The sequence below is a fragment of the Massilia sp. Se16.2.3 genome (assembly GCF_014171595.1).
GTDB lineage: Bacteria > Pseudomonadota > Gammaproteobacteria > Burkholderiales > Burkholderiaceae_D > Telluria.
In genome coordinates this window covers 5,056,869-5,076,077 of sequence record NZ_CP050451.1, presented here as the reverse complement: position 1 = coordinate 5,076,077, position 19,209 = coordinate 5,056,869, and the positions used below count along the sequence as shown (strand labels likewise).

Below are 19,209 nucleotides of genomic sequence, written 5' to 3'. Positions count from 1 at the left end.
GCTAAATTCGTGGTAGGCCGTGCGGGATTCGAACCTGCGACCAACGGATTAAAAGTCCGCTGCTCTACCAGCTGAGCTAACGACCCGAAAGAGGCAGCATTATAGCCGGCCATTCAGGTTTGCGCTAGTGCCAACACGCGAACACGTAGGGCGGGTCTCAACCGGCAGACAAGGCCGCCGTTACCTTCAATACTTCCTCCGCCGTCGTCACCCCCTCGATGATCTTCATCGCCCCGGCGATGCGCAGCGGCGTCATGCCGTCGGCGACGCTTTGCTGGCGCAGGGCGGCCAGGTCGGCGGAGTTGCCGATCAGGTGGGTGAACTGCTCCGTTACCGTCAGCAGCTCGTACAAGCCCGTGCGGCCGCGGTAGCCGGTCTGGCGGCATTCAGGGCAGCCGATCGGGCGATACACCGGCGCCGGTTTCGGCAACTTCCAGGCGCCGCCAAGACCCTCCCAGACATCGTCCGCCAGTTCGCCGTCCGGCGCCTTGCAGTCCGGGCACAGCGTGCGCACCAGGCGCTGGGCCATCACGCCGATCAGCGTCGCTTCCAGCAGGTAGTCCGGTACGCCCAGTTCCAGCAAGCGCATGATGGCGGCAGGCGCGTCATTCGTGTGCAGGGTCGACAGCACCAGGTGGCCCGTGAGGGCGGCCTGGATCGCCATTTCGGCCGTGGCCAGGTCGCGGATCTCGCCGACCATGATGATGTCCGGGTCCTGGCGCATCAGCGCGCGTACGCCGTCGGCAAACGACAGGTCGATACCCGGCTGCACCTGCATCTGGTTGAACGAGGCCTCGACCATCTCGATCGGGTCTTCCACCGTGCACACATTCACCTCGCTCGTCGCCAGCGCCTTGAGCGTCGTGTACAGCGTCGTCGTCTTGCCGGAGCCGGTCGGTCCGGTGACAAGGATGATGCCGTGCGGCTTGTTTGTCAGCGCGTCCCAGCGCTGGGCGTCGAGCGGCGGGAAGCCGAGTTCGGGCAGCGTCTTGACCACGACTTCGGGGTCGAAGATACGCATCACCATTTTTTCGCCGAAGGCGGTCGGCATGGTCGACAGGCGCAGTTCGACTTCCTGGCCGTTCTGCATGCGCGTCTTGATGCGGCCATCCTGCGGGCGGCGCTTTTCGATGACGTCCATCCGTCCCAGCAGCTTGATGCGCGCCGTCATCGCCAGCATCACGGCGGCAGGTACCTGGTAGACCTGGTGCAGCACGCCGTCGATGCGGAAGCGAATGGCCGCGACTTCGCGCTTCGGTTCCAGGTGGATGTCCGAGGCCCGTTGCTCGAAGGCGTAGCCCCACAGCCAGTCGACGATGTTGACGATGTGCTGGTCGTTGGCGTCGAACTGCTTGTTCGCCTTGCCCAGTTCGACCAGCTGCTCGAAGTTGTTGCGCAGGGCGACGTCCTGGGCATTGCTCTTGTTGGCGTCGCGGATCGACTTGGCCAGGCTGAAGAACTGCGAAATGTACTGCGCGATGTCGAGCGGGTTGGCCAGCACCAGTTCCACGCGGCGCCGCGCCACCTTGGCGATCTCGCTTTCCCACTCGAGCGCGAACGGGTCGGCCGTGGCCACCGTCAGCGTGCCCGGGCCGATATCGACCGGCAGGATATTGAAGCGCGCCGCATAACTGGCCGACATCACGTCCGCCACCTTGGTGAAGTCGATCTTCAGGGGGTCGATGCGAATGAAGGGCAGGCCGACCTTGGCCGCGCACCATTCGCACAGGACGTCCAGGGTCAGCAGGCGATGCGGCGGCTGGTTCGATATCAGCTTGCACTGTGCGATGGCGGTCAGCGGATGCATCGAGCCGACGGCGTTTTTGAGCAGGCCCTGGGCCTGGGCAAACTGCGCCTTGACCTTGTCCTTCTCGACGATGCCGTCCGCCAGCAGCCAGGAGAAAATGGTCTGCAAGTCAAGACGGCGCGGCCGGGTCGCGGTGCGCGCGGGGAGGGCGGCTGGCTGTGGGGCGTTGGCGTTCAAGGGTCCCTCCTGGTAGGCGCCGGCTCAGCGCGAGGTAGTGCGTGCGGTAGTGGCTGCGGCCTCGATACCCTTGACCCAGGACTTGGCCGGCAGCTTGGTGGCGGCAACAATCTGCGCCGCACGCGCCGCCAGCACGCCGCTGTCGAGTTCGGGTTTGCGCTTGAAGCACAGCGCCACCACGTTGCCATCATGGACTTCCGGCAGGCAGATCACGTGGTCGAAGGCGAAACGCATCGCCTTGATGTTCTTGTTGAAGCTGGGGTGGTCGCCGAACAGGTTGACCGTCATGACGCCCTCGTCCGTCAGGCAGGCGTTGCAGGCGGCGTAGAACTCGGGCGTGTCGAGCACCGGCCCCTTGGCGGTGGCGTCGTAGAGGTCGCACTGCAGCACGTCGATGGCGCCGATGTTCTCCGGGTCGTTGACGAAGTCGAGCGCATCCATCTCGAGCACGTTCAGGCGCTCATCCTCGGGCGGCAGCTTGAACATGGTGGTGCAAATCGCAATCACAGAAGGGTTGAGTTCCACCGCGCTCACCTGCGCCTCGGGAAACTGGCGGTAGCAGTACTTGGTCAGCGTGGCCGCGCCCAGGCCGAGCTGGACGATGCGGCGCGGCGATTCCAGGAACAGCATCCAGGCCATCATCTGCTGCGCGTATTCCAGTTCCGGCCAGTCGGGCTTACGAATGCGCATCGCGCCTTGCACCCATTCGGTACCGAAGTGCAGGTAGCGTACGCCGTCCTGTTCGGAGAGGGTCACGGGCGCGAACTTGGGTTTGCGCGCGGGACGGCGCGAGGATTCGGCTTGTTCGATGGATTTGCGTTTGATGAGCATAGGGCGACCTGGTTGAATCGCCCTATTATCGGTGGAGGGCTTCCCCATGCGCAAGCACGGGTCGGAACGTCGAACGGCCTGCATGCCCGTTCGCGCTCCCGGAACGCCTGTTAATACTGGTCCGGCTCGACCGACACGCGCAGGCGGATGCGGTTGCCCGGGTCGCGGTTCATGAACGAGGTGTAGTTCTGGCCGCGGTATTCGTAAGTCACGTCGTAGCCGATCGTGCGCGACTCGAACGAGTCGACATTGCGGCACTGGCGCACGGCCTGTTCCTGCACGCCGTTGTTGTACTGGCGACCATTGTTTTCGATGCGGTCACCGACGACGGCACCGGCAATCGCGCCCGCCGCGGCGGCGGCGACCTTGCCGTTACCGCCGCCGACCTGGCTGCCGAGCAGGGCGCCGGCGATACCGCCGACCACCGAGCCGCCGGCACCGCGCTGCTGCTGCACCGGCACCGGACGTATTCGGTGCGGCATTCCCGGCGCGGCTGGCGAATCTGTTCGGTGCGCGGTTCGACGCGCACGACACGGCCGAAGTCCTCGAACTCGGCTGCCCCGGCGAGCGGCAGGGCGCACAGGCCCAGGGCGGAAAGCATCAATCTGGTTTGCATGTTCATGTTAGGCCTCGTCGTTGGCACTGAATGGGAGGAGTATTCCTGCACACATGTATGTTAATCCTCCAGTGACCGTTTGATCAATCTTCGTGGCAACAAATTGTAACAGGCGACGCCGGGCAGGCGCGCGATGGCCAGAATGCCAAACGCGGCATATGTGGCCTGTTTACACCCAAAAAGCGGCAGGTTTCTTCGAAATACCGCCAGAAACGCACATTCGGGTTGCTTCGCTTACCACAAAAAGGTTACCCTTACACAAATGTGGGTTTATTGGCGCGTGGAAACGATTTAGGAGAGCAGCCTTATCGCCCGGGTATGCATGGTGAGCGGCCCCGGCGTTTCGATACACACACCAGGTCGACTTGAGGGAAAAATGAGTTTGTTGATGAGAGTGCCGTCCAATCTTGTGCAGTCCATTCGCGCCTATCGTGTGCCGGAACTGCAGGAAGAGGCGGCGCGCCTGGGCCACCATTTTCTGTATGCCCACTGTGCCAACACGCTGACCAAGCAACAGGTGTGCGCCCGCATCGGCGAAAACTTTTACTTCCCTAAACCCTGCAGCAAGAATTTCGACGCACTGCGCACCTGCCTCACCGACACGATTTATCAGGCAGGTCCCCAGCCCGGTTTCCTGGTCGTGCTCGAACAGCTGCCGAATACCCAGAAATTCGACAAGGAAGCGCGCGAAACCCTGCTCGACGTGTTCCGCGACGCCGCCGAATTCTGGGCCGAAAAGAAGGTTCCGTTCCGCGTATTCTATTCTTTCGAATAGATTCGCGCTCACCGTAGTCCCCTCCGCGCAGGTCCAGCCTATCTGGTTGCAGAAGGGGCATGCGGTACAATGCCCCCTATGAAAAACATCGTCATCCTCATTTCTGGTCGCGGCAGCAACATGGAAGCGATCGTGCGCGCACTGGAGGCGGAAGGATGGCCGGCGCGCGTGGCGGCCGTGATCAGCAATCGGCCTGACGCGGCCGGCCTGGGCTTTGCCGAGGCCCGCGATATCGCGACCGCTGTCGTGCCGAGCAAGGGGTTTGCGACCCGTTCCGAGTTCGACGCCGCACTGCAGCGCCAGATCGACCGTTTCGCACCGGACCTGGTCGTACTGGCCGGCTTCATGCGCATCCTGACGGCGCCCTTCGTCGAGCACTACGCCGGCCGCATGCTCAACATCCACCCGTCGCTGCTGCCGGCCTTCCCGGGGCTGGACACGCATGAGCAGGCCCTCGCGGCCGGCGTGCGCGAGCATGGCGCCACGGTCCACTTCGTCACCGCCGAGCTGGACCACGGTCCGGTCGTCGCCCAGGCGCGGGTCGCCGTGCTGCCGGGCGACACGGCCGACAGCCTGGCTGCACGCGTGCTGGTCGAGGAACACAAGCTCTACCCGATGGCCGTGCGCCTGTTCGTCGAAGACAGGCTGCGCATCGAACAGGGCGAGGTCATCGTCAGCGACACACAGCGCGCGACGCCCCTCGCCGAAACCACCAGTATTTAATAGTCAAGGATTTACATGAGATTGCCCCCAGCGATACTCGGCAGTACCGAAGAGGTATTGCGCGAGATCTTGCGCTTTACAGCGCCAGCCGACGTCACCCTGTCGCGCTACTTCAAGGATCACCAGCGCCTCGGTTCGCGCGAGCGCGGCGTCGTTGCCGAAGCCGTGTATGCGGTACTGCGCAACAAGACCTTCTTCACCGAGTTCGGCGGTACTGGCGGCACGCCGTCGATGCGCCGTCTTGCCCTGATGGGACTGGCGGAAACCGTCGGGATCGAATCGCTCAGTGGCTTGCATGAGGACGAGACCGAGTTCCTCACCCGCATCAAGGAAATCGACCGCGCGCTGCTGCCGCCACTGGCGCAGGCGAACATGCCGCAGTGGCTGTTCGACAAGCTGGTGGCCCAATATGGCGAGGCCGAAGCAAAGGAACTGGCGGCCGTGCTGAACACACCGGCACCGCTCGACCTGCGCGTCAACTCGATCAAGGCCAATCGCGACGAGGTCATTGCCACGCTGGCCGAGGCACCTATCCTTGCCGAGCCGACCCCTTATTCGCCGCTGGGCCTGCGCATCAGGAAGAAGCCGACCCTGCAGAACCTGCCCCTGTTCAAGGATGGTGCGATCGAGGTCCAGGACGAGGGCAGCCAGGTGCTGGCCCAGATCGTGGCCGCGCGCCGTGGCGAGATGGTGGTCGACTTCTGCGCCGGCGCCGGCGGCAAGACCCTGGCCCTGGGCGCGACGATGCGCAATACCGGTCGCCTCTACGCCTTCGACGTCTCGGAAAAGCGCCTGTCGAAACTGAAACCGCGCCTGGCCCGCAGCGGCCTGTCGAACGTGCACCCGGTGCTGATCGCGCACGAGCGCGATGCCAAGATCAAGCGCCTGGCCGGCAAGATCGACCGCGTGCTGGTCGACGCCCCATGCTCGGGCCTGGGTACGCTGCGCCGCAATCCGGACGTGAAATGGCGCCAGCAGCCGAGCGCCGTGGGCGAGATGCAGGAAAAGCAGGCATCGATCCTCGACGGCGCCGCGCGCCTGCTCAAGGGCGGCGGCCGCCTGGTGTATGCCACCTGCTCGCTGCTGAACGAAGAGAACGACTTCATCGTCGAGCAATTCCTGGCATCGCACCCGGATTTCGAACTGGTGCCGATGAGCAAAGTCCTGGCTGAGCAAAAGATCGACCTGGACATGGACAAATACCTCAAGCTGATGCCGCACAGGCACGGTACCGACGGCTTCTTTGCCGCCGTGCTCGAGCGTAAGCCAATGGCGGCGAAGGCTGCCAAGGCGGCTGACGAGGCCGACGAAGCGTGAAGGCCGCGCCGGCGATGCCGTTGACCGACCTGTTGCAGGATTTGCTCGAGGACATCAGCAATCCGCGCATCCTGTGGCAGGCATTGGCCATCGTCGGCGCGGTCCTCGTCGGCCTGTTGCTGGCGCGCTTCATCCGGCGCAGCTGGCTGCACGAGGACGACAGCCAGAACGCCATTCGCCGCCTTGGCGTCGAAGGCTTCGGCCGGGTGTTGGCGCCGCTCCTGATTGCCGGCCTGGTCTGGAGCGCCAAGCTCGCTCTTCAGGAGCATCAAAGCGTGCACCTGCTGCGCGTGGCGCTGCCGCTGTTTACTTCGATGGCGGTGATCCGCATCGTCTTCTACATGCTGCGGCGCGTGTTTGCGCGCCACGGGCAGCTGGGTCCTGCCTTGCAGACCTTCGAGAAGATCCTGGCGCTGGTGGTGTGGGTGGCCGTTGCGCTGTATCTCACCGGCATGTGGCCGGACGTCATCAAGTTCCTCGACCTGCACGTGGTGACGCTGGGGAAGAACAAGCAAATCTCCTTACTCGACATTTTGCAGGCCATTGCCTCGGTTGTCGTGTTGATGATGGTGTCCCTGTGGGCCGGTGCCGCACTCGAAGAGCGCCTGATGGGACTGGAAAGCCTCCATACTTCGTCGCGCGTGGTGCTCGCACGTATGGCAAACGCGCTCCTGATCCTGGTGTCGGTGCTGGTGAGCCTGAACCTGGTCGGCCTGGACCTGACCATCCTGTCCGTCTTCGGCGGCGCCCTCGGCGTCGGTCTCGGTCTGGGCATGCAGCGCATTGCCAGCAACTATGTGTCCGGCTTCATCATCCTGCTGGAACGCAGCCTGTCGATCGGCGACCCGATCACGGTCGACAAGTATTCGGGCCGCGTGGCACGCATCAATACGCGCACCACGGTGCTGCAAGCGCTCGACGGTACGCAAACCTTATTGCCGAACGAAATGCTGATCACCGGCGTCGTGCTGAACCAGGCGGCCACCAACAAGGCCGTGCGCCTGAGCACGAAAGTCACCGTGGCGTACGACAGCGACCTGAACGAGGTGATGGATTCCCTGCTGCGCCAGGCCGACGGTGTCGAGCGCGTGGTCGCGGATCCGGCGCCGTCAGTGCAACTGAACGCCTTCGGCCCCACCGGCTACGAGCTCGAACTCGGCTTTTCGATCGTCGACGCGGAGAAGGGCAGCGGCAGCGTGATCTCGGCCGTGAACAAGAATATCTATGCGCTGGTGCGCGACGGCACGATCCGCCTGGGACTGCCACCACCGATGCCGCAAGTTGAGCGCGCTTGATGACGCTTCAAGCTGTTGAGGCGTTGTCACGCGCTTTCCATGCATATCGTGCAACTTCGTGTCGCACATTTTGAGCTCTGGCGCAATTTACCTGCGGGTATCGTGCTGTGCGTCATGAGAAAGTGCGTAGAATATCGTCGTGGTGTGCGCGTTTCGCGCTGCATGCCTGGGCGACCCTCTCGCAGAAAGTCGGCGTGCCTCAGACTGTTTTTCTTTTGGAGCCTTAATGAGCTTTAGCAACATCCTGCATTCCGTCCTGGAATTTCTGAATACCGGCCTGATCGGCCTGTCCGGTTGGGAAGTCGTGCTCTACACGCTGGTGGTCACCCACATCACCATCGCCAGCGTCACCATCTACCTGCACCGCCACCAGGCGCACCGCGCGCTGGAACTGCATGCCATCCCGAGCCACTTTTTCCGCTTCTGGCTGTGGCTGACGACGGGTCAGGTGACCAAGGAATGGGCAGCGATCCACCGCAAGCACCACGCCAAATGCGATACCGAGGAAGACCCCCACAGCCCGGTCACCCGCGGCATCAAGAAAGTGCTGCTCGAAGGCGCTGAGCTCTATCGCGCCGAGAGCAAGAACCAGGAAACCCTGGCCAAGTATGGCCACGGCACGCCGGACGACTGGATCGAGCGCAACCTGTACACCAAGTACAGCATGCTGGGCGTCGCTTCGCTGCTGGTGATCAATTTTGTGCTGTTCGGTGTCATCGGCGTCACCATCTGGGCGATCCAGATGCTGTGGATCCCGATTACCGCGGCCGGCATCATCAACGGCCTGGGCCACTACTGGGGCTACCGCAACTACGAGTGCAGCGATGCGGCCACCAACGTCTTCCCGTTCGGTATCCTGATCGGTGGCGAAGAACTGCACAACAACCACCACACCTTCGCCACCTCGGCCAAGCTGTCGAGCAAGTGGTACGAATTCGATATCGGCTGGGCCTATATCCGCGCCCTGGAAATGCTGGGCCTGGCCAAGGTGAAGAAAGTGGCGCCGGAGCCGAAGTTCGCCAAGAACAAGCAGGTTGCCGACCTCGACACCCTGCAATCGGTCATCGCCAACCGGTACGACGTGATGGCGAAGTATGCGAAGTCGGTCAAGGTCGCTTTCCGCGAAGAGCTCGAGCACCTGAAAACGCAGGCTGCGCTGGAGAAGCGTTTCCTGAAAACCTCGCGCAAGCTGCTGCAGCGCGAGCCGGCCAAGCTGGAACTGTCGCAAAAGCAGCAATTGATCGAGCTGTTCAAGCACAGCAAGGCACTGGAAACGATGCACCAGATGCGCGTGGAACTGGCCGCGATCTGGGAACGCTCGCATTCGACGCGCGACCAGCTGCTGCAGCAATTGCAGGACTGGTGCGCACGTGCCGAGGCGTCGGGCATCAAGTCGCTGCAGGAGTTCTCGCTGCGCCTGCGCAGCTACGCCTGACCTTCGCCGCACGGCGGTGGAAACGAAAAAGGCTCCCTTCGGGGAGCCTTTTTCGTTTCTGGACGTGCCGTCAGAGCTTGCCGAGCTGGGCGATCCGCTGGCGCGTCAGCAGCGCCTGGATCGAGACCAGGTCGGTACGGGTCGCGCCCGCCGCCGGGAAGGGCGCCCAGGCGTCGCGGTAGGCCAGCCAGGCGCGTTCGGTAATGCGCACGTCGGCGCGGGTGACGGTGCTGCCCTTGAAGCGGGCATGGTCGCCCCCGCATCCGATGCGCCGCCCATCAGCTTGCGGTAGCGCAGGTTCAACTGACGGTCGAGCTGCGCCAGTTGCGCCGGCGTCGCACGGGGTATCTCGCCCGCGGCCGCGTCGAACACGGCCTGCACGAATTCGTCGCGCCGGCGCGAGGCGCGGCCGATGGCAAAACCGGCGCCGCCCGTGCCGCTCAGGTCGACTTCGGAGGCCGACTGCCGGGCAAAAGCCTCGGCCGCCTTGCGCAGCTGGGAGAAGGGAAGCCGGGCGCGCGCCGGCAGCGTGGCAGCAAAGCGATCCAGGCGCAGCGCGCGCGACCGTTCGCTGCGCGTTTCGCCGAGGCCGGCGCAGACCGATCCCATGTAGCCGCTGGTGATGTGGTCGCACAGGTCGAAGGGTTGGCCGTCGGCATTGGCTGCGCCCGAGGCGAGGTAGCCGACCCGCGCCTCCATTTCGGCCTTGGCGGTATCGAGGCGGCAGGCATGGAAGATGGCGCGGTCGAGGTCGCGCGGCTGGCCGAGGCCGTTCGCATACAACATCATCAGGACGGCGTCGTCGCCGCTGGCCTGGGCGCAGGCACGCACCTGGCGCCACTCGGCGTCGGAGGTCTGCGCCTGGTCGAGTTTCGAATAGTAGAGGTCAGTCGCCTTGCAGCTTGCCGGCTGGGCCTGCGCCGGCGGAACCGGTGGCGTTTGCACCTGCGCGACGCGCATGCACTCCCGATACCAGTCTTCGCTCGTCTCGAACGGAACACCGAAGCTGCCCGTGTTCGGATAAGCGGGACCCGGTTCGGCGGTTGCTGCGGCGGCCCAGAACAGCAGGGCGGCGAAGACGGGGCGATGTAAAACGGTGGTGCGGCGATACATGGGAACAATCGTCTCGTTCGGAACCCCGCCACTATACGCGACGGTGCTTGTAAAAAATGCACCGATTGTCACAACACGATCGTCAATACAAAAAAGCCGCACATTTGCATGGGCGGCTTTTCTTGTACAGCTCCAGGATCGATTACTTGATCTTGGTTTCCTTGTACGGAACGTGCTTGCGAGCTTTCGGGTCGAACTTGATGATTTCCATCTTCGCCGGCATCGTGCGCTTGTTCTTGGTGGTGGTGTAGAAGTGACCGGTACCTGCGGTCGATTCCAGCTTGATTTTGTCGCGGCCAGTTTTTGCCATGATAGCTCCCTAATTAGACTTTTTCGCCACGAGCGCGCATGTCGGCCAGAACGGCGTCGATGCCCAGCTTGTCGATGACGCGCAGGCCGGCGTTCGACAAACGCAGCGAGACCCAACGGTTTTCGGATTCGACGTAGATGCGACGGTTCTGCAGGTTAGGCAGGAAACGGCGTTTCGTTTTGTTGTTTGCGTGGGAGACGTTGTTGCCAACCATCACTCCCTTGCCAGTAACTTGGCAGACACGTGCCATAGCGCACTCCTTAAGAATAAGTTCCGAATTCGGAAAAACGAGAGTATAGCGTGAAAACCATCGCTGAATCAATCACTTGCGAAAAACAATTGTGTCCTGCTCATGTGGATAAAAGTCACAATTGTACAATCGGTGCTAAAGGCTTGTTTTCACGCAGTTAACCCCGGGCAGCATCACAATTGCCCGTGCTCGGCAAACGAGTGCACCTGTGTTCCCGCCACCACAAAATGGTCGAGCACGCGAATGTCGACGAGCGCCAGCGCTTCGCGCAGCGCCTGTGTGAGCGCCAGGTCGGCATCGCTCGGTTCGGCCACGCCCGAAGGGTGGTTGTGCGCCAGCAGCACGCCCGAGGCATTGCGCCGCAACGCGGCCACGACGACTTCGCGCGGATAGACGCTGGCATGGGTGAGGGTGCCGCGAAACATTTCCTGGACATCGATCAGGCGGTTCTTGACGTCGACGAACAGCACGACGAAGGATTCATAGGTTTGCAGGCCGAACTTGGCGCGCAGGTAAGCCTTGACCACATCCGGCGAGCACAGCGACTGTCGGAAGAATTCTTCGCCGATGGCGCGGCGCGACAATTCCATCACCGCCTGCAACTGCGCATATTTCGCCGGTCCCAGGCCGTTCACTTCTGAAAACTCCTGCGGCGTCGCATGCAGCAGGCGCTGCAGCGAGCCGAAGTGGTCGAGCATGTGGCTGCCGAGTTCCACGGCGCTGCGCCCGCGCACGCCCACGCGCAGGAAGATCGCCAGCAGCTCGGCGTTCGACAGCGCCGCCGCGCCTTCGCGCGCCAGCCGTTCGCGCGGCCGGTCCTGCTCCGGCCAGTGATTGATGCCCATGTCGCCCCGTATCGAAGTTGCCAGCCCATGCCGGACTCCGCATTATTCAGCGGCGGCCGCAGGCGTGTACTGATCGATTCGACACGTGCGCAGCAGCGCTGCGGGGCGGCGCGTTCAGCGCTTTTGTTCGAACTGCACCGGTCTGGTTCCGCCGCCGCGGCGGCGCACGACGACGGTGCCGGCCATCTTGTCGTGCCACCCCTGTTTGCGCGAATCGATGCCGACCCAGAAGTAGCCGATGAAAAGACCAATCAAGGACACGTAATAGCCGACGTAGCGGACGATACACTGGGTCAGGCTGGGCGCGGCGCCGGTGCGCGCGTCGACGATCGTGGCGCCGATCGCCATCTTGCCCGGCGTCGCGCCCAGCTTGCGCCACAGGACGATGAAGAGCACCGCGGGAAGCACATACGAGAAGAAGAATTCGGCCGGGCCGCGCACGAGCTGGTCCCCGGCGTCCCAGTAGTTGGCGCCGTACACGGCCATCATCGGCGGAACCGTAATCAGGAGAACGAATACCGTGTCGATGAGCGAGGCCCAGACGCGCCACCAGAAACCCACGTATTCCAGCTCTGCTTCCTGTCGATCCACGACATGCTCCTCAAAAAGGTGACTGCATTTTTACACGGAGGATGACGATAGCATTGTTTCACTTGGGAAATCAAACTCGCAATGTCACACGGTAGAAAGACTGATGATGCGCCAATGCGACAACGATGGCGCGGGCGATGCGTCGGGCCGTTCGCGCTGCCAAAAAAAGCGGCGCCCGCAAACGGGAACGGCAGCGGTGGCTTACAATAGCGGTTTGCCTGTTTCAACAAAGAACGCCAGAACATGTCCACTGCTTCCCCCGCCGTCGTCACCGAATCGGCCTACCTGACCCTGCATTACCGTCTTGCCGGTTTCGATGGCAAGGACATCGTCACCACCTTCGGCACCAACCCGGCGACGCTGATGCTGGGCCAAGGCCAGCTCGCGCCTTTCCTGGAAGAGCGCCTGCTCGGCATGGCGGAAGGCGAACACAAGACCTTCACCCTGAGCGCGGCTGAAGGTTTCGGTGAGCGCAATCCGGAATTGCTGCAGTGGGTATCGAAAGCCACGCTGGACGAAAACTCGGTGCCCGATGCCGACTACAAGGCAGGCGACCTGGTCGATTTCGCCGCGCCCGGCGGCGGCCGCTTTGCCGGCGTGCTGCGCGAAATGCGCGAGGATGCCGCATTGTTCGACTTCAACCATCCGCTGGCCGGCCAGACCCTGCAATTCGAAGTCAAACTGATTTCAGTCCTGTAACAGGAAACGACATGGAAAACGAGATCCTTCTTGCCCAGCCGCGCGGTTTTTGCGCCGGCGTCGACCGCGCCATCGAGATCGTCGAGCGTGCCCTGCAGCAGTTCGGCGCGCCGATCTACGTGCGCCACGAGATCGTCCACAACGCCTATGTCGTGGAAGACCTGCGCAACAAGGGCGCGATCTTCATCGAAGAGCTCGACGACGTCCCGGCCGGCAATACCTTGGTGTTCTCGGCCCACGGCGTCTCGAAGGCGGTGCGCGCCGAAGCGGAAGCACGCGGCCTGAAGATTTTCGATGCCACCTGCCCGCTGGTCACCAAGGTCCACGTGGAAGTGTCGAAGATGCGCAAGGGCGGCGCCGAGATCATCATGATCGGCCACGACGGCCACCCCGAAGTCGAAGGCACGATGGGCCAGGCGGAAGAGGGTATGCACCTGGTCGAGACGGTGGACGACGTCGAGACCTTGCAGGTCGTGAACCCGGACAATGTCGCCTACGTATCGCAGACCACGCTGTCGGTCGACGATACGGCCGAGATCATCGCCGCGCTGAAGCGCCGTTTCCCGAACATCATGGAGCCGAAGAAGGGCGACATCTGCTACGCCACCACGAACCGCCAGGAAGCGGTGAAGTTCATGGCACCGCAGGTGGAAGTCGTGGTCGTGGTGGGCAGCCCGAACAGCTCGAATTCGAACCGCCTGCGCGAAGTGGCCGACAAGATGGGCACCCCGGCCTACATGGTCGACAACGCCGCCGCCATCGATCCGGCCTGGATCCTCGGCAAGAAGCGCATTGGCGTCACCGCCGGCGCCTCGGCCCCGGAAGTGCTGGTGCAGGCCGTGATCGACCGCCTGAAAACCCTGGGCGCGGCCAGCGTGCGTGCGCTCGAAGGCGTCGAGGAACACGTCACCTTCCCGCTGCCAAAGGGCCTCGACGGCGCCCGCGTGGAAGTTGCCTGAAACACGGCGCCCGTGCGTGGCGCCGTGTGGACTACTTTTACGTTGTTGGTTCGGCAAAAACCTCGCTATGATGGCAAGGCTCAGGATTTTAGTCGTGGCAACTGTTTAACTGCAGTGAGCAACTGCAAGACTTGTATGTCACGACCTCAAGGAGCGGCACCCCGGACTTTCCGTGGTGCCGTTTTTGTTATCGAAAGAAAGAGGCAGCGGAAACGATGGAGACTTTTGTCCAGCAGATACTCAACGGGCTGGTGACGGGGAGCATGTACGCCCTTGTCGCGCTCGGCTATACGATGGTCTACGGAGTATTGAACCTCATCAATTTCGCGCATGGCGACGTCATGATGATCGGTGCCATGGTCGCCTTTTCGATCCTGCAATTGCTGGAAGGCGCATTCCCCGGCCTGCCGGGCTACTTGCAACTGGCCATTGCCATGCTGGGTGCGATTCCGGTCGCAATGCTGGTCAATATCCTGATCGAACGCGTGGCATACCGGCGCCTGCGCAATGCCCCGCGCCTGGCGCCCCTGATCACCGCCATCGGTGTCTCGATCCTGCTGCAGACCTTCGTGATGGCGATGCGCTTCTGGGGCCGCAGCCCGCTGCCGTTTCCGCAATTGCTGCCGTCCGACCCGATCGTGATTGCCGGGGCCATGATTTCGCCTACCCAGGTGCTGCTGCTGGCGCTGGCGACAATTGCCATGGTTGGCCTGGTGCTGCTGGTGGAACGCACGAAAATGGGCCGTGCGATGCGCGCCGTCGCCGAAAACCCGCGCGTGGCCGGTTTGATGGGCGTGGATTCGAACAGCGTCATCGTCGCCACCTTTGCCATCGGCGCGGCGCTGGCTGCCGTGGCCGGGGTCATGTGGGGCGCCAACTATGCCACCATCACCTTCACGATGGGCGTGCTGCCGGGCCTGAAGGCCTTCTGTGCGGCGGTGCTGGGCGGCATCGGCAACATCTACGGCGCCATGCTCGGCGGCCTGCTGCTGGGGATCATCGAGGCGCTCGGCGCCGGCTATATCGGCGCGGCCACCGGCAATTTCCTCGGCAGCCACTACCAGGACATCTTCGCCTTCATCGTCCTGATCGTGGTGCTGATCGTGCGTCCGTCCGGCATCATGGGCGAGCGCGTCGCCGACCGCGCCTAAGGAGAGACCATGGCACCGCTTTCCTTCGACCTCCGCCACCACCCGCGCCAGGCGCGCGTCAGCATGGCGCTGCTGCTGGTCGTGATGATCGCTTTCCCCTTCGTTGCCGCCCAGTTCGGCAACTCCTGGGTACGCATTGCCGACATCGCGCTGCTCTACATCATGCTTGCGCTGGGACTGAACATCGTGGTCGGCTTCGCCGGCCTGCTCGACCTCGGCTACATCGCGTTTTTTGCTGTTGGCGCCTATCTCACCGGCCTGTTCTCTTCGCCCCAGTTCGCGGCGCTGCTCGAGTCGCTGGTCAACTACAGTCCCGAAATCGGGGCGGCGCTGGTCGCGCTGTGCGGCCCGGACATTGCCCAGAACGGGATCCACCTGTCGCTGTGGGCGATCGTGCCGCTGGCCGCCGCCGTGGCGGCCCTGTTCGGCGCCTTGCTGGGCGCGCCGACGCTGAAGCTGCGCGGCGACTACCTCGCCATCGTCACGCTCGGCTTCGGCGAGATCATCCGCATCTTCATGAACAACCTGAATGACCCGATCAATTTCACCAACGGGCCGCAGGGTATCAACATGATCGACCCGATCCGCGTGTTCGGGGTGTCGCTGGCGGGAGAGGCCGGGTCCCAGTCGACCGTCTACCTCGGTGGCTACGGCATGCCCTCGGTGAACGCCTACTATTTCCTGTTCCTGCTGCTGTGCATCGTCACCATTTTCATCACGAGCCGCCTGCAGCATTCGCGCCTGGGCCGCGCCTGGGTGGCGATCCGCGAAGACGAAATCGCCGCGAAAGCCATGGGCATCAATACCCGCAACGTGAAACTGCTGGCCTTCTCGATCGGCGCCTCCTTCGGCGGCGTGGCCGGGGCCATGTTCGGCGCCTTCCAGGGATTTGTGTCGCCGGAATCGTTCTCGCTGCCGGAATCGATCGCGGTGCTGGCGATGGTGGTGCTGGGCGGGATCGGCCACATTCCCGGCGTGGTGCTCGGTGGCGTGCTGCTGGCCTCGCTGCCGGAAGTGCTGCGCCATGTGGTGGAGCCGGCGCAGATGGCGCTGTTCGGTCACGTCATCATCGAAGCCGAAGTGCTGCGGCAAATGATGTATGGCCTGGTACTGGTGGGCATCATGCTGGTGCGCCCGGCGGGCCTGTGGCCGTCGCCCAATAAGGAAGACCGGCCCAACGTGGCCAATGCACGCGAAGACGAAGAGGAGGCGGCGGCCGCCTGAGGCGCCGCAGCAATGACATGAGCATGAGCGAACCACTTCTCCTGAATATTTCCGGCGTCAACAAGCGCTTCGGTGGCCTGCAGGCGCTGACCGATGTCGGCATCCAGATCCAGCGCGGCCAGGTGTATGGCCTGATCGGCCCGAACGGCGCCGGCAAGACCACCTTCTTCAATGTGATCACCGGCCTGTACCAGCCCGACACCGGCCGCTTCGAGCTGGCCGGTAAACCCTATTCGCCGACGGCCCCGCATGCGGTAGCCAAGGCCGGCATTGCCCGCACTTTCCAGAACATCCGCCTGTTCAGCGAAATGACGGCGCTGGAAAACGTCATGGTCGGGCGCCACGTGCGCTCGAAGCAGGGCGTATTCGGCGCCATCTTCCGCCACGGCGCGGCGCGTGCCGAAGAAGAGGCGATCCGCCGCCGCGCGCAAGAGCTGCTCGATTTCGTCGGCATCGGCGCTTTTGCCAACCGCACCGCGAAATTCCTCTCCTACGGCGACCAGCGCCGCCTGGAAATCGCGCGCGCACTCGCCACCGATCCGCAACTGCTGGCGCTGGACGAACCTGCCGCCGGCATGAACGCCACCGAAAAACTGGCGCTGCGCGAACTGCTCGTCAAGATCCAGGGGCAGGGCACGACCATCCTCCTCATCGAACACGACGTGAAGCTGATGATGGGCCTGTGCGACCGCATTACCGTGCTCGAGTACGGAAAGCGCATCGCCGAAGGTATACCTGCCGACATCCAGAAAGATCCCGCCGTCATCGCGGCCTACCTGGGAGGGGCGCATTGATGAGCACTGCGATGGAAGAAAGCATCCTGAAGATCCAGGGCCTGAAGGTCGCCTATGGCGGCATCAAGGCGGTCAAGGGCATCGACCTGGACGTCAGGCGCGGCGAACTGGTGACCCTGATCGGCGCCAACGGTGCGGGCAAGACCACCACCCTGAAAGCCATCACCGGTACCCTGCCCGCGTGCAAGGTGGAAGGCACGGTCAGCTACCTGGGCAAGCCCTTGCTGGGCACGCCCTCGCACCGCCTGGTGGAGCAGAAGCTGGCGATGGTGCCGGAAGGCCGCGGCGTCTTCACGCGCATGACCATCGTCGAGAACCTCTTGATGGGCGCCTACACGCGCAACGACAAGGCCGGCGTCGAAGCCGACATCGAGAAGTGGTTCGGCGTCTTCCCCCGCTTGAAGGAACGCTCGGCGCAGCTGGCCGGAACGCTGTCCGGCGGCGAGCAGCAGATGCTGGCCATGGCGCGCGCACTGATGTGCCAGCCGACCCTGCTGCTGCTGGACGAACCGTCGATGGGCCTGGCGCCGATCATGGTCGAGAAGATCTTCGAGGTGATCCGCGAGGTGTCGGGGCAGGGCATCACCATCCTGCTGGTCGAGCAGAACGCACGCTTGGCGCTGCAGGCGGCGCACCGCGGTTATGTGATGGAGTCGGGCGCGATCACGATGACGGGCGAAGCACGTGCCATGCTGGACGATCCGAGAGTGCGGGCGGCTTACCTGGGAGAATGAAGGAAGCGGCCAGCTGCGCTATTGGAGCAAGTACTGGAGTCAAGTACAGGGGGCAAAGTACTGGGGTCAGGTCTGACATTCGGACACGAGCTCGAGTGTAGACTGTGCTGGCATGTGGCAGGCGTGCTGACAGTGCTGGCCCGTCTACAAGAGATGAGATCGAGAATGGCAGAGTTCGTGTCTGAATGTCAGACCTGACCCCAGCTTCATGACCCCAGCTTCACAGCAGAGTTCGTGTCTGAATGTCAGACCTGAGCCCAGCTTCATGACGTGTCCGAATGTCAGACCTGACCCCAGCTTCACGACCCCAGCTTCAGATCACGGTAAATAGTTTCCTTTTTTGCTACATGGTCGATAGAATTGCCGCTCATTCACAAAGGCAATGGACCGACCATGAAGCGGAACTTGAAGCACCTTGCACTGCTCCTCTGTTTTCCGCTGGCCGTCATGGCGGCCCCGGTTGAGCCAAAACTCGCCGACTCACTCGACAGCCTCATGGCCGCCCGTTTCAAGCCCGATCAGCCCGGCGTCGCCGCACTGGTGATGAAAGATGGCCAGCCCATCCTGCGCAAGGCCTACGGCATGGCCAACGTCGAGCTCGGCGTGAAGGCACAGCCCGAACACGTTTTCCGCATCGGCTCGACGACCAAGCTCTTCACCGCCACCGCCGTCATGCTGCTGGTCGACGAAGGCAAGCTCGCGCTCGATGCCCCAGTGAGCCGCTACCTGTCCGATGCGCCCGCGCACTGGGAGAAGGTCACCATCGAGCATTTGCTGACGCACACGAGCGGCATTCCGAATCTGTCGCTCGATTCCGGCTACTGGCGCACGAGCGTGCGCCTGGACCATACGCCCAAGGAACTCGTCGACCCCGTGCGTGCGCGCCCGCTCGAATCGGCGTCGGGGACCAGATTCGCTTACAACAATACGGGTTACCATCTGCTGGGCCTGATCATCGAAAAAGTCTCCGGCAAGCCCTACTACACCTTCCTCGACGAGCGGATCAGCAAACCGCTGGGCCTGCGCCACACGCGCGAGGGCAGCGACAAGGCGTTCATCCCCGGCCTAGTCACCGGCTATGGAAAGGGCCCCGCGCCCGCCTGGCTGCTTTCGAACAGCAACTTCTACGCCGGTGGCGGCGTGGTGAGCACGGTGGACGACATGGCTGCCTTCATGATCGCGCTGCAGGGTGGCAAGCTGGTCTCGCCGGCGAACGTGCGCCGCATGAATACGCCATACGTGCTGCCGAACGGTCAGGCTACCGGCTATGGTTTCGGCACCTGGCTGCGCGAAATCAACGGCAAGCATCTGGTCGGGCATGGCGGCTATATCATCAATTTCTACAGCGAACTGGAAATGGACGTCGATTCCGGCATCGTCGCGGTGACCCTGCATAACGGCGACATGTTCGGTGGCGATAACGAGGAGTTGAGCCGGGAGCTGATTTCGGCGGTGCAGGGTAGCGCTACGCAGGCGCGGCAATAACAGCGGTCCGCGATGTCATGTGGGTGGCAAAAGCGTCGCGAGAATCCTCGGCAGTTACCGGAGGGCGTTGCGCCAATT

General features: G+C 63.1%; 20 protein-coding genes and 1 tRNA gene. 12 read left to right on the top strand and 9 right to left on the bottom strand.

The window, feature by feature from the left end; genetic code table 11:
* Positions 1 to 10: 10 nt before the first annotated feature.
* The 4 genes from G4G31_RS23300 to G4G31_RS23285 all read right to left on the bottom strand — a co-directional run bounded on the left by G4G31_RS23300 (position 11) and on the right by G4G31_RS23285 (position 3,297).
* Positions 11 to 86: transfer RNA gene (locus tag G4G31_RS23300), tRNA-Lys, on the bottom strand.
* Between the two features lie 71 nt (positions 87 to 157).
* Positions 158 to 1,984 (bottom strand): GspE/PulE family protein, encoded by a 1,827-nt coding sequence (locus G4G31_RS23295; protein ID WP_182989587.1) that lies wholly within the window; start codon positions 1,982 to 1,984, stop codon positions 158 to 160.
* A 24-nt stretch (positions 1,985 to 2,008) separates the two neighbouring features.
* Positions 2,009 to 2,815: a spermidine synthase gene (locus tag G4G31_RS23290; protein ID WP_182989586.1), complete on the bottom strand. Its 807-nt coding sequence runs from the start codon at positions 2,813 to 2,815 to the stop codon at positions 2,009 to 2,011.
* A 110-nt stretch (positions 2,816 to 2,925) separates the two neighbouring features.
* Complete coding sequence (locus G4G31_RS23285; RefSeq protein ID WP_308621891.1) at positions 2,926 to 3,297, bottom strand: glycine zipper 2TM domain-containing protein; 372 nt, start codon at positions 3,295 to 3,297, stop codon at positions 2,926 to 2,928.
* Between the two features lie 510 nt (positions 3,298 to 3,807).
* Between G4G31_RS23285 and G4G31_RS23280 the strand changes: the two genes are divergently transcribed.
* From G4G31_RS23280 to G4G31_RS23260, 5 genes are all read left to right on the top strand, one after another.
* Positions 3,808 to 4,206, top strand: coding sequence for a barstar family protein (locus G4G31_RS23280; RefSeq protein ID WP_182991899.1), 399 nt, complete (start codon positions 3,808 to 3,810; stop codon positions 4,204 to 4,206).
* 78 nt (positions 4,207 to 4,284) lie between these two features.
* The gene (gene purN, locus G4G31_RS23275; RefSeq protein ID WP_182989585.1) at positions 4,285 to 4,929 is read left to right on the top strand and encodes a phosphoribosylglycinamide formyltransferase; all 645 of its coding nucleotides are present in this window, start codon (positions 4,285 to 4,287) and stop codon (positions 4,927 to 4,929) included.
* 15 nt (positions 4,930 to 4,944) lie between these two features.
* Positions 4,945 to 6,246 carry an RsmB/NOP family class I SAM-dependent RNA methyltransferase gene (locus G4G31_RS23270; RefSeq protein WP_182989584.1) on the top strand — a complete coding sequence of 434 codons (1,302 nt, stop codon included), beginning with the start codon at positions 4,945 to 4,947 and terminating at the stop codon, positions 6,244 to 6,246.
* Positions 6,247 to 6,260: 14 nt separating this feature from the next.
* Complete coding sequence (locus G4G31_RS23265) at positions 6,261 to 7,541, top strand: mechanosensitive ion channel family protein (RefSeq protein WP_182991898.1); 1,281 nt, start codon at positions 6,261 to 6,263, stop codon at positions 7,539 to 7,541.
* Positions 7,542 to 7,767: 226 nt separating this feature from the next.
* Positions 7,768 to 8,976: a fatty acid desaturase gene (locus G4G31_RS23260; RefSeq protein ID WP_182989583.1), complete on the top strand. Its 1,209-nt coding sequence runs from the start codon at positions 7,768 to 7,770 to the stop codon at positions 8,974 to 8,976.
* Positions 8,977 to 9,081: 105 nt separating this feature from the next.
* Here G4G31_RS23260 and G4G31_RS23255 read toward each other — a convergent pair whose 3' ends face one another.
* From G4G31_RS23255 to G4G31_RS23235, 5 genes are all read right to left on the bottom strand, one after another.
* Positions 9,082 to 10,089, bottom strand: a complete 1,008-nt coding sequence (locus tag G4G31_RS23255; RefSeq protein WP_182989582.1) for a hypothetical protein — start codon at positions 10,087 to 10,089, stop codon at positions 9,082 to 9,084.
* Positions 10,090 to 10,231: 142 nt separating this feature from the next.
* Entirely contained in the window at positions 10,232 to 10,402 is a 171-nt protein-coding gene (gene rpmG, locus G4G31_RS23250; protein ID WP_182991897.1) for a 50S ribosomal protein L33, read from the bottom strand.
* 10 nt (positions 10,403 to 10,412) lie between these two features.
* Complete coding sequence (rpmB, locus tag G4G31_RS23245; RefSeq protein WP_005665737.1) at positions 10,413 to 10,649, bottom strand: 50S ribosomal protein L28; 237 nt, start codon at positions 10,647 to 10,649, stop codon at positions 10,413 to 10,415.
* 173 nt (positions 10,650 to 10,822) lie between these two features.
* On the bottom strand, positions 10,823 to 11,494 hold the full coding sequence (gene radC, locus G4G31_RS23240) for a DNA repair protein RadC (RefSeq protein WP_182989581.1): 672 nt from the start codon (positions 11,492 to 11,494) through the stop codon (positions 10,823 to 10,825).
* Positions 11,495 to 11,608: 114 nt separating this feature from the next.
* Positions 11,609 to 12,085, bottom strand: coding sequence for an RDD family protein (locus G4G31_RS23235; RefSeq protein ID WP_182989580.1), 477 nt, complete (start codon positions 12,083 to 12,085; stop codon positions 11,609 to 11,611).
* A 243-nt stretch (positions 12,086 to 12,328) separates the two neighbouring features.
* Here G4G31_RS23235 and G4G31_RS23230 point away from each other — a divergent pair, with 243 nt between their 5' ends.
* The 7 genes from G4G31_RS23230 (at position 12,329) to G4G31_RS23200 (ending at position 19,131) form a co-directional block, all read left to right on the top strand.
* Positions 12,329 to 12,784, top strand: coding sequence for a peptidylprolyl isomerase (locus tag G4G31_RS23230; protein WP_182989579.1), 456 nt, complete (start codon positions 12,329 to 12,331; stop codon positions 12,782 to 12,784).
* An 11-nt stretch (positions 12,785 to 12,795) separates the two neighbouring features.
* Entirely contained in the window at positions 12,796 to 13,743 is a 948-nt protein-coding gene (gene ispH / locus G4G31_RS23225; RefSeq protein WP_182989578.1) for a 4-hydroxy-3-methylbut-2-enyl diphosphate reductase, read from the top strand.
* A gap of 215 nt (positions 13,744 to 13,958) precedes the next feature.
* On the top strand, positions 13,959 to 14,894 hold the full coding sequence (locus tag G4G31_RS23220) for a branched-chain amino acid ABC transporter permease (RefSeq protein WP_182989577.1): 936 nt from the start codon (positions 13,959 to 13,961) through the stop codon (positions 14,892 to 14,894).
* 9 nt (positions 14,895 to 14,903) lie between these two features.
* Complete coding sequence (locus G4G31_RS23215) at positions 14,904 to 16,118, top strand: ABC transporter ATP-binding protein (RefSeq protein WP_182989576.1); 1,215 nt, start codon at positions 14,904 to 14,906, stop codon at positions 16,116 to 16,118.
* A gap of 23 nt (positions 16,119 to 16,141) precedes the next feature.
* A complete protein-coding gene (locus G4G31_RS23210) occupies positions 16,142 to 16,912 on the top strand; it encodes an ABC transporter ATP-binding protein (protein WP_182989575.1) in 771 nt (256 codons plus the stop codon).
* An 11-nt stretch (positions 16,913 to 16,923) separates the two neighbouring features.
* Positions 16,924 to 17,646: an ABC transporter ATP-binding protein gene (locus G4G31_RS23205; RefSeq protein WP_182991896.1), complete on the top strand. Its 723-nt coding sequence runs from the start codon at positions 16,924 to 16,926 to the stop codon at positions 17,644 to 17,646.
* Positions 17,647 to 18,039: 393 nt separating this feature from the next.
* Entirely contained in the window at positions 18,040 to 19,131 is a 1,092-nt protein-coding gene (locus tag G4G31_RS23200) for a serine hydrolase (RefSeq protein ID WP_182989574.1), read from the top strand.
* Positions 19,132 to 19,209 lie beyond the last annotated feature (78 nt).

Bases quoted from the DNA above. Each gene is read 5' to 3' on its own strand.
- G4G31_RS23290 (WP_182989586.1), bottom strand. From the start codon at position 2,815: ATGCTCATCAAACGCAAATCCATCGAACAAGCCGAATCCTCGCGCCGT.
- G4G31_RS23285 (WP_308621891.1), bottom strand. From the start codon at position 3,297: ATGCCGCACCGAATACGTCCGGTGCCGGTGCAGCAGCAGCGCGGTGCC.
- G4G31_RS23280 (WP_182991899.1), top strand. From the start codon at position 3,808: ATGAGTTTGTTGATGAGAGTGCCGTCCAATCTTGTGCAGTCCATTCGC.
- purN (WP_182989585.1), top strand. From the start codon at position 4,285: ATGAAAAACATCGTCATCCTCATTTCTGGTCGCGGCAGCAACATGGAA.
- G4G31_RS23270 (WP_182989584.1), top strand. From the start codon at position 4,945: ATGAGATTGCCCCCAGCGATACTCGGCAGTACCGAAGAGGTATTGCGC.
- G4G31_RS23265 (WP_182991898.1), top strand. From the start codon at position 6,261: ATGCCGTTGACCGACCTGTTGCAGGATTTGCTCGAGGACATCAGCAAT.
- G4G31_RS23260 (WP_182989583.1), top strand. From the start codon at position 7,768: ATGAGCTTTAGCAACATCCTGCATTCCGTCCTGGAATTTCTGAATACC.
- G4G31_RS23255 (WP_182989582.1), bottom strand. From the start codon at position 10,089: ATGTATCGCCGCACCACCGTTTTACATCGCCCCGTCTTCGCCGCCCTG.
- rpmB (WP_005665737.1), bottom strand. From the start codon at position 10,649: ATGGCACGTGTCTGCCAAGTTACTGGCAAGGGAGTGATGGTTGGCAAC.
- radC (WP_182989581.1), bottom strand. From the start codon at position 11,494: ATGGGCATCAATCACTGGCCGGAGCAGGACCGGCCGCGCGAACGGCTG.
- G4G31_RS23230 (WP_182989579.1), top strand. From the start codon at position 12,329: ATGTCCACTGCTTCCCCCGCCGTCGTCACCGAATCGGCCTACCTGACC.
- ispH (WP_182989578.1), top strand. From the start codon at position 12,796: ATGGAAAACGAGATCCTTCTTGCCCAGCCGCGCGGTTTTTGCGCCGGC.
- G4G31_RS23220 (WP_182989577.1), top strand. From the start codon at position 13,959: ATGGAGACTTTTGTCCAGCAGATACTCAACGGGCTGGTGACGGGGAGC.
- G4G31_RS23215 (WP_182989576.1), top strand. From the start codon at position 14,904: ATGGCACCGCTTTCCTTCGACCTCCGCCACCACCCGCGCCAGGCGCGC.
- G4G31_RS23210 (WP_182989575.1), top strand. From the start codon at position 16,142: ATGAGCGAACCACTTCTCCTGAATATTTCCGGCGTCAACAAGCGCTTC.
- G4G31_RS23205 (WP_182991896.1), top strand. From the start codon at position 16,924: ATGGAAGAAAGCATCCTGAAGATCCAGGGCCTGAAGGTCGCCTATGGC.
- G4G31_RS23200 (WP_182989574.1), top strand. From the start codon at position 18,040: ATGAAGCGGAACTTGAAGCACCTTGCACTGCTCCTCTGTTTTCCGCTG.